8 protein-coding genes are annotated in these 5,998 nt (G+C 67.1%); 3 read left to right on the forward strand and 5 right to left on the reverse strand.

Translation table 11 applies throughout. The features are described from left to right. Window positions 1–8: 8 nt before the first annotated feature. Window positions 9–554: a DNA-3-methyladenine glycosylase I gene (locus tag N7367_RS19080; RefSeq protein WP_053519397.1), complete on the reverse strand. Its 546-nt coding sequence runs from the start codon at window positions 552–554 to the stop codon at window positions 9–11. 89 nt (window positions 555–643) lie between these two features. Here N7367_RS19080 and N7367_RS19085 point away from each other — a divergent pair, with 89 nt between their 5' ends. The 3 genes from N7367_RS19085 to N7367_RS19095 are packed head-to-tail and all read left to right on the forward strand — an operon-like array spanning window position 644 to window position 2,637. Continuing rightward, window positions 644–1,210 carry a YqgE/AlgH family protein gene (locus tag N7367_RS19085; RefSeq protein ID WP_053519399.1) on the forward strand — a complete coding sequence of 189 codons (567 nt, stop codon included), beginning with the start codon at window positions 644–646 and terminating at the stop codon, window positions 1,208–1,210. Next, a complete protein-coding gene (gene ruvX / locus N7367_RS19090) occupies window positions 1,203–1,670 on the forward strand; it encodes a Holliday junction resolvase RuvX (RefSeq protein ID WP_053519401.1) in 468 nt (155 codons plus the stop codon). Before N7367_RS19085 ends, ruvX begins: the two co-directional genes overlap by 8 nt. A gap of 16 nt (window positions 1,671–1,686) precedes the next feature. Then, on the forward strand, window positions 1,687–2,637 hold the full coding sequence (locus N7367_RS19095) for an aspartate carbamoyltransferase catalytic subunit (protein WP_074900463.1): 951 nt from the start codon (window positions 1,687–1,689) through the stop codon (window positions 2,635–2,637). A gap of 92 nt (window positions 2,638–2,729) precedes the next feature. On the opposite strand, the gene N7367_RS19100 is transcribed toward N7367_RS19095, so the two are convergent. The 4 genes from N7367_RS19100 to mgtE all read right to left on the reverse strand — a co-directional run bounded on the left by N7367_RS19100 (window position 2,730) and on the right by mgtE (window position 5,899). Beyond that, complete coding sequence (locus N7367_RS19100; RefSeq protein WP_065174527.1) at window positions 2,730–3,221, reverse strand: transposase; 492 nt, start codon at window positions 3,219–3,221, stop codon at window positions 2,730–2,732. Between the two features lie 101 nt (window positions 3,222–3,322). Next, window positions 3,323–4,141 (reverse strand): prolyl oligopeptidase family serine peptidase, encoded by an 819-nt coding sequence (locus tag N7367_RS19105; RefSeq protein WP_279943018.1) that lies wholly within the window; start codon window positions 4,139–4,141, stop codon window positions 3,323–3,325. A gap of 70 nt (window positions 4,142–4,211) precedes the next feature. Then, a complete protein-coding gene (locus N7367_RS19110) occupies window positions 4,212–4,478 on the reverse strand; it encodes a hypothetical protein (protein WP_053519409.1) in 267 nt (88 codons plus the stop codon). A 59-nt stretch (window positions 4,479–4,537) separates the two neighbouring features. Then, window positions 4,538–5,899 (reverse strand): magnesium transporter, encoded by a 1,362-nt coding sequence (gene mgtE / locus N7367_RS19115; RefSeq protein ID WP_053519410.1) that lies wholly within the window; start codon window positions 5,897–5,899, stop codon window positions 4,538–4,540. Window positions 5,900–5,998: the final 99 nt, after the last annotated feature.

The following is a 5,998-nucleotide window of genomic DNA, read 5'->3' on the forward strand; positions in this document are numbered from 1 at the left end:
GGTCCGGTTCAGCGGGCGACGGCCTGCAGCCAGGGCGGTGACAGCTTCAGCAGCCGCGCATGCACCGGGCAGTCTGCGGCGTGCGCACCCGGCAGGTAGCCCAGGCTCATCAGGAACTCGCCGGTGATCTCGCCGCCGGTGAAGCGGAAGGTCTTCTTGAACAGCTTCACCCAGTCAGCCTTGCTGCGTGGGTGATGCGCGTCCAGCCAGGCGGCGAAGCTGCCGTGGTCCGCACGCAGCTGCTGGATCACCTGTGCGTTGTGGATCGCGGCAAGCACCTTCAGGCGATTGCGGATGATGCCCGGGTCCGAGAGCAGGCGCTCGATGTCCTGCTCGGCATAGGCCGCGACCCGGTCCACGTCGAAGGCATCGTAGGCCGCGCGGAATCCTTCCCGCTTCTTCAGGATGGTCTCCCAGCTCAGGCCGGCCTGGTTGATCTCCAGCACCAGCCGCTCGAACAGCTCGCGTTCGTCGCGCTGCGGGAAGCCGTACTCGTGCGCGTGGTAGTAGTCGTGCACCGGGTGGCCGGGGGCGATCAGGCAATATCCGGACAAGGCGAACTCCTGCGGTACGGGGTGGTCATTATGCGCGCCGTGACCGGCAGGTGCAGGCATCGGGGGCGGCCAGCGGCTAGAATGGCGGCATGCCCGCAACTCCCACTTCCCTTGCCGATCACCTGCTCGTCGCGCTGCCGTCGCTGCTCGACGCGACCTTTGCCCGCAGCGTCGCGCTGATCTGCCAGCACGACGAGAACGGGGCGATGGGCGTGCTGGTCAACCAGCCGTCCGAGTACACGCTGGGCGAGGTGCTGTCGCAGATGGACATCGCCACCAGCGATGGCGACCTGCAGGCGCGCATGGTGCTCAACGGCGGGCCGGTACATCCCGAGCGCGGGTTCGTCATCCACGACGATGCGCGGCCCTGGGATTCCAGCCTGACGGTGGGCGAAGGCCTGTACCTGACCACGTCGCGCGACATTCTCGAAGCAATGGCCCGCGGCGAAGGCCCGGCCAATGCCGTGGTGACCCTTGGCTGCGCCGGATGGGGCGCCGGGCAGCTGGAAAGCGAGCTTTCCGAGAACAGCTGGCTGACCGTGCCGGCCGACGCCGAACTGGTGTTCCAGCTGCCGCTGGAGCAGCGCTGGCAGGGCGCGGCCTCGCGCATCGGCGTGGATCTGTTCCGGCTCACCGATTACAGCGGCCATGTCTGAGCCGGCCGCCCTCCGTCGCGATGGCACCGTGCTCGGCTTCGATGTCGGCGCGCGACGGATCGGTGTGGCCATCGGCAGTGCCTTCGCCGCGCACGCGCGTGCCGTGGCCGTGGTCGACGTGCACGGCAACGGCCCGGACTGGGCGGCGATCGAACGCCTCATCAAGGAATGGAAGCCCGATGGCCTGGTGGTCGGCGATCCGCTGACGCTCGACGGCCAGGACCAACCCAACCGCAAGCGCGCGCAGGGCTTCGCCCGCCAGCTGCGGGAACGATTCAAGCTGCCGGTGGTGATGATCGACGAGCGCTCAAGCTCGGTGGAAGCCGCCCGCCGCTTCGCCGTCGAGCGCGCCGAAGGGCGCAAGCGTCGCCGTGATGCGGCCGCGCTCGATGCGGTGGCTGCGGCGGTGATCATCGACCGCTGGCTGTCCTCGCCGGACGACGCCACTCCCATTCCCTGACTGCACGATTCCCGCCATGACCGCCCAGCAACTCGATGCCTCCGGCCGCCTGCGCCACCTGCTGACTCTTGAGGGCCTGCCCCGCGACACCCTGCTGCAGCTGCTCGACCGCGCGGGGCAGATCCGCGACGCGGCGGTCGGCCGCGTCGGCAACAAGCGGCACGTGCTGGCCGGTTCCGCGGTGTGCACGCTGTTCTTCGAACCGTCCACCCGCACGCGCAGCTCGTTCCAGCTGGCCGCGCAGCGCCTGGGCGCCGACGTGCTGAACTTCGATGCGTCGACCTCGTCCACGCGCAAGGGCGAAACCGCCTGCGACACGCTGCGCAACCTGGAGGCGATGGGCGTGCGCGGTTTCGTGGTGCGCCATCCCGATGATGGTGCCGTGGCCGCACTGGCCGAAGCGGCGGGCGAGGGCACCGCCCTCATCAACGCCGGCGATGGGCGCAGTTCGCACCCCACCCAGGGCCTGCTGGACATGCTGACCCTGCGCCAGGCCAAGGGCCCGGATTTCTCGAAGCTGAAGGTGGTGATCGTCGGCGACGTAAAGCACTCGCGCGTCGCCCGCACCGACCTGCACGCACTGCGCACGCTGGGCGTGGGCGAGATCCGCGTGTGTGGCCCGCAGTCGCTGCTGCCGGACGACGAAACCCTGAAGGGCTGCGTGGTGGGCGAAGATTTCGACGCGATGCTGGAAGGGGTCGACGCACTGATGATGCTGCGCCTGCAGCGCGAGCGCATGGAAGAAGGGCTGGTGCCGTCGCTGGAGCAGTATCACGACCAGTACGGACTGACCCGCGAACGCCTGGCCCGCGCCGGCAAGGACGCCGCGGTGCTGCACCCCGGCCCGATCAACCGCGGCGTGGAAGTGACCGACGACGTGGCCGATGGCCCACAGTCGTGGGTGCTGCGCCAGGTCGCCAACGGCGTCGCCGTGCGCATGGCCGTGCTGGAAACCCTGCTGGGCTGACCACCCGCTCTGGTAGGTGTCAGCCTTGGTTGACACACTTACCGCGCGGCTTGTCCGCGCACCGCTCTGGTAGATGCCAACCTTGGTTGGCACTATCCATCCGCGCCCAAGTTGTCGAGCGGATCACACGAAGCGCCAAGCTCCCATTCGCACCATGCATGGGGATATTGCCCAAGCCGCGTCGTCAGCCCGGCCCTGATCGGATTTCCCATCAGATACATCGCATGCCGGTGCAACGATTCGTCAGAGCGGATCGCATGATCGTGATAGCAGGCCTGCCAGAAGCGCCCGACTCGCCCCAGCAACCGGTTTACCTGCTGGGCGGTGCGCGACTTGAAACGCTTCATGACGGTTTCCAGCGTTCCCGCACGTAGTTCGACCAGCCAGTGGATGTGGTCGGGCATGACCACGTACGCAATCGAGCGGGTGAAGCCTTCCTGATCCAGTCGCTGGAATTCGCGGACTGCCAAGGCGGCCGCTGCGGCGTTGGTGAAGAGCGGCGCGCGGTCATGGACGACGGTGGTGAGGATATAGCTGAGGCCGATGCTGGAGCGACGACCGAGCAGGAGACGTGTGTTCTGCATGGAGCAAGCATGGACGGGCCTGCTTCCAGTGAACATCGGGGAATGGGTTGGTTTCAGGTAGGCCAGTGCCAACCAAGGTTGGCAACTACCGAAGCTATGGCTCATCGCTTCTGCGCGAACAGCCATGCCCACATTGCCGGGTCCGCGTAGGTGGCATCCCAGGCGTTGTGGTTACCTTGCGGATACTCGGTGTAGCGTACGTCGGCGGCGCCGGTGGCCTGGAATGCGGCGTGCAGGCGGCGGTCGTCGTCTGGTGGCACCACATCGTCAAGCGCACCATGGAAGATCCAGATCGGCGTGTGCCGCAGGCGCTGTGCAATCGCGGCATACGGATCGGCTTCGTTGGCGACCTGCTCCACGAACAGGGTCGGCCGCACCGCGCGGGGGGCCAGCACCGCACCGCAGACCGGCACGATCGCCGCGAAACGGCGCGGGTCATCCAGTGCGATGTTCCAGCTGCCGTAGCCGCCCATCGACATACCGGTCAGGTACTGCCGGGCCGGGTCGGCACCGAACTCGGCGAGGGTGGCGTCGAGTGCGGCCAGGGCCACCCGGTTGTTGCGGCCGCTCCATTCCTCGTGCCCGGGAACCTGTGGGAACACCACCAGCGCCGGGAAGTCGCGGTGGTCGCGCAGGTACGGGCCGAGCCCGGCGTGGGTCTGCTTCACGCCATCGCCGCCACGCTCGCCAGAGCCGTGCAGGAACAGGATGACGGGCACATCGACCGGCGCGGTACCCTGCTGCGCTGGACCACGCGCCTGCAGGCCCGCCGGAATGAACACCTGGTAATAGGCTGTCCGGCCATCCACCTTCACCGCACGTGCCTCGAAGCGTCCGTGCGTACGTTCGGCGGTGCTGGCGCAGCCTCCCACCATCAGGACCAGCAGCAGCGGCAACCAGCGTGCAAGCAGACGAACCATGGAGGCGTTTCCTGATCTGGAATCGTTTTCATGGTAGTCCAGTCGCGCCTGACCAGCATCGTGCAGCGCGTCACTCCGGCCGGGGGGCGCTGGCGACGATGTCCAGCTGCTCCTGCGCTTCAGCGTTGCCTTCGGCGGCGGCGGCCCGTACCTGTGCCAGATCCGGGTGCAGCACCACCAGCAGCGGGTTCTCGCACACCGGGCAGTCGTACTCGGTGGCGTCCTCGTCCAGCTCCATCACCATTGCCCGCGAACTGCCCTTCCATTCGCATGCGGCGCAGGTGTGCAGCTGGTCGCGCCAACCCGGCTGGAAGTAGTTTTCGATCGTGGTTGCCATGGGGTGTTCCAGTGGGAATGGGCCCCGCGCCCCGACTGGGGGAGCCGGGCGCAGGTCGGTCAGTGCAGCAGCACCAGGGTGGCCAGGCCAAGGAAGGTGAAGAAGCCCATCGAATCGGTCACGGCGGTCAGGAAAATACCGCTGGCCAAGGCCGGATCGAAGCCGAAACGTTTCAGGGTGAGTGGCACCAGCACACCGGCCAGCGCGGCGAACAGCAGGTTGAAGGTCAGCGCGATGGCGATCACCGCCGACAATCCCGGCGAATGGAACCAGGCCAGCACGATCAGGCCCAGCACGGAACCCAGCAGCAGGCCGTTGAGCAGTGCCACCCGCACTTCCTTCCATAGCAGGGTGCGTGCATTGGATGCGCCCACCTGGCCCAGCGCCAGGCCGCGCACCATCAACGCCAGCACCTGCGTGCCTGCGTTGCCGCCGAGGCCGGCGACGATGGGCATGAGCACCGCCAGCGCCACCAGCTTGTCGATCGTGCCTTCGAAGTGACCGACCACGCTGGAGGCGAGGAAGGCGGTACACAGGTTCACCGACAGCCACATCAGGCGACGGCGCATCGCGCGCCACACCGGGCTGAACAGATCCTCGTCCTCGTCCAGGCCAGCGGCGCCCAGCGCCTGGTGCTCGGCCTGGCCACGGATGATGTCGACCACGTCATCGATGGTGATGCGGCCGACCAGGATGTTGTTGTCGTCCACCACCGGCGCGGAAATCCAGTCATGGTCGGAGAACTGACGGGCGACCTCCTGGTCGCTCTCGCCGACATCGATCGCCGGCTGTTCGTCGTCGATCAACCGGTTGATCGGCGTGGTGTCTTCGTGGGTGACCAGCGCTGCAAGCGAGACACGGCCAAGATACTGATGACGGCGGCTGACCACGAACAGGTGGTCGGTATGGTCCGGCAGTTCGCCGCGCAGGCGCAGGTAGCGCAGCACCACGTCGACGTTGACGTCGGCGCGCACGGTCACCACGTCCGGGTTCATCAGGCGGCCAGCGCTGTCCTCGGGGTAGGACAGGACCTGTTCGAGGCGCTCGCGGTTCTCGCGGTCCATCGACTTGAGGACTTCGTCGATGACCGTGTCCGGCAGGTCCTCGACCAGATCGGCCAGGTCGTCGATGTCCAGGTCTTCGACCGCGGCGATGATCTCGTCCGGGTCCATGTCCGCGAGCAGGCTCTCGCGCACGTCGTCGCCGACGTGGACCAGCACCTCGCCGTCATCTTCCGGATCGACCAGGCCCCACACGACTTCGCGCTTTCCCGGCGGCAGCGATTCGAGCAGGTTGCCGATCTCGGCGGGGGCCAGAGTATTGACCAGGCGACGCACCGGTCCCAGCCGGCCACTGTCCAGTGCATCGGACAGCATCCGCAGTTGGCGCGCAGTCTTGTCGTGGCGTACAGCTTCAGCCATCGCAGCTCCCGCGGGATAAGAAAAGCCGCGATCCTGGAAAGGATGCGGCAACAAGGGTGTTCAGCGCGTCATTATCGCAAGGGGATGTTTCAACGCATA

It is taken from the genome of Stenotrophomonas sp. GD04145 (assembly GCF_029835135.1).
Classification (GTDB): domain Bacteria; phylum Pseudomonadota; class Gammaproteobacteria; order Xanthomonadales; family Xanthomonadaceae; genus Stenotrophomonas; species Stenotrophomonas maltophilia_P.

Bases quoted from the DNA above. Each gene is read 5' to 3' on its own strand.
- N7367_RS19085 (WP_053519399.1), top strand. From the start codon at position 644: ATGCCCGCAACTCCCACTTCCCTTGCCGATCACCTGCTCGTCGCGCTG.
- ruvX (WP_053519401.1), top strand. From the start codon at position 1,203: ATGTCTGAGCCGGCCGCCCTCCGTCGCGATGGCACCGTGCTCGGCTTC.
- N7367_RS19095 (WP_074900463.1), top strand. From the start codon at position 1,687: ATGACCGCCCAGCAACTCGATGCCTCCGGCCGCCTGCGCCACCTGCTG.
- N7367_RS19100 (WP_065174527.1), bottom strand. From the start codon at position 3,221: ATGCAGAACACACGTCTCCTGCTCGGTCGTCGCTCCAGCATCGGCCTC.
- N7367_RS19105 (WP_279943018.1), bottom strand. From the start codon at position 4,141: ATGGTTCGTCTGCTTGCACGCTGGTTGCCGCTGCTGCTGGTCCTGATG.
- N7367_RS19110 (WP_053519409.1), bottom strand. From the start codon at position 4,478: ATGGCAACCACGATCGAAAACTACTTCCAGCCGGGTTGGCGCGACCAG.
- mgtE (WP_053519410.1), bottom strand. From the start codon at position 5,899: ATGGCTGAAGCTGTACGCCACGACAAGACTGCGCGCCAACTGCGGATG.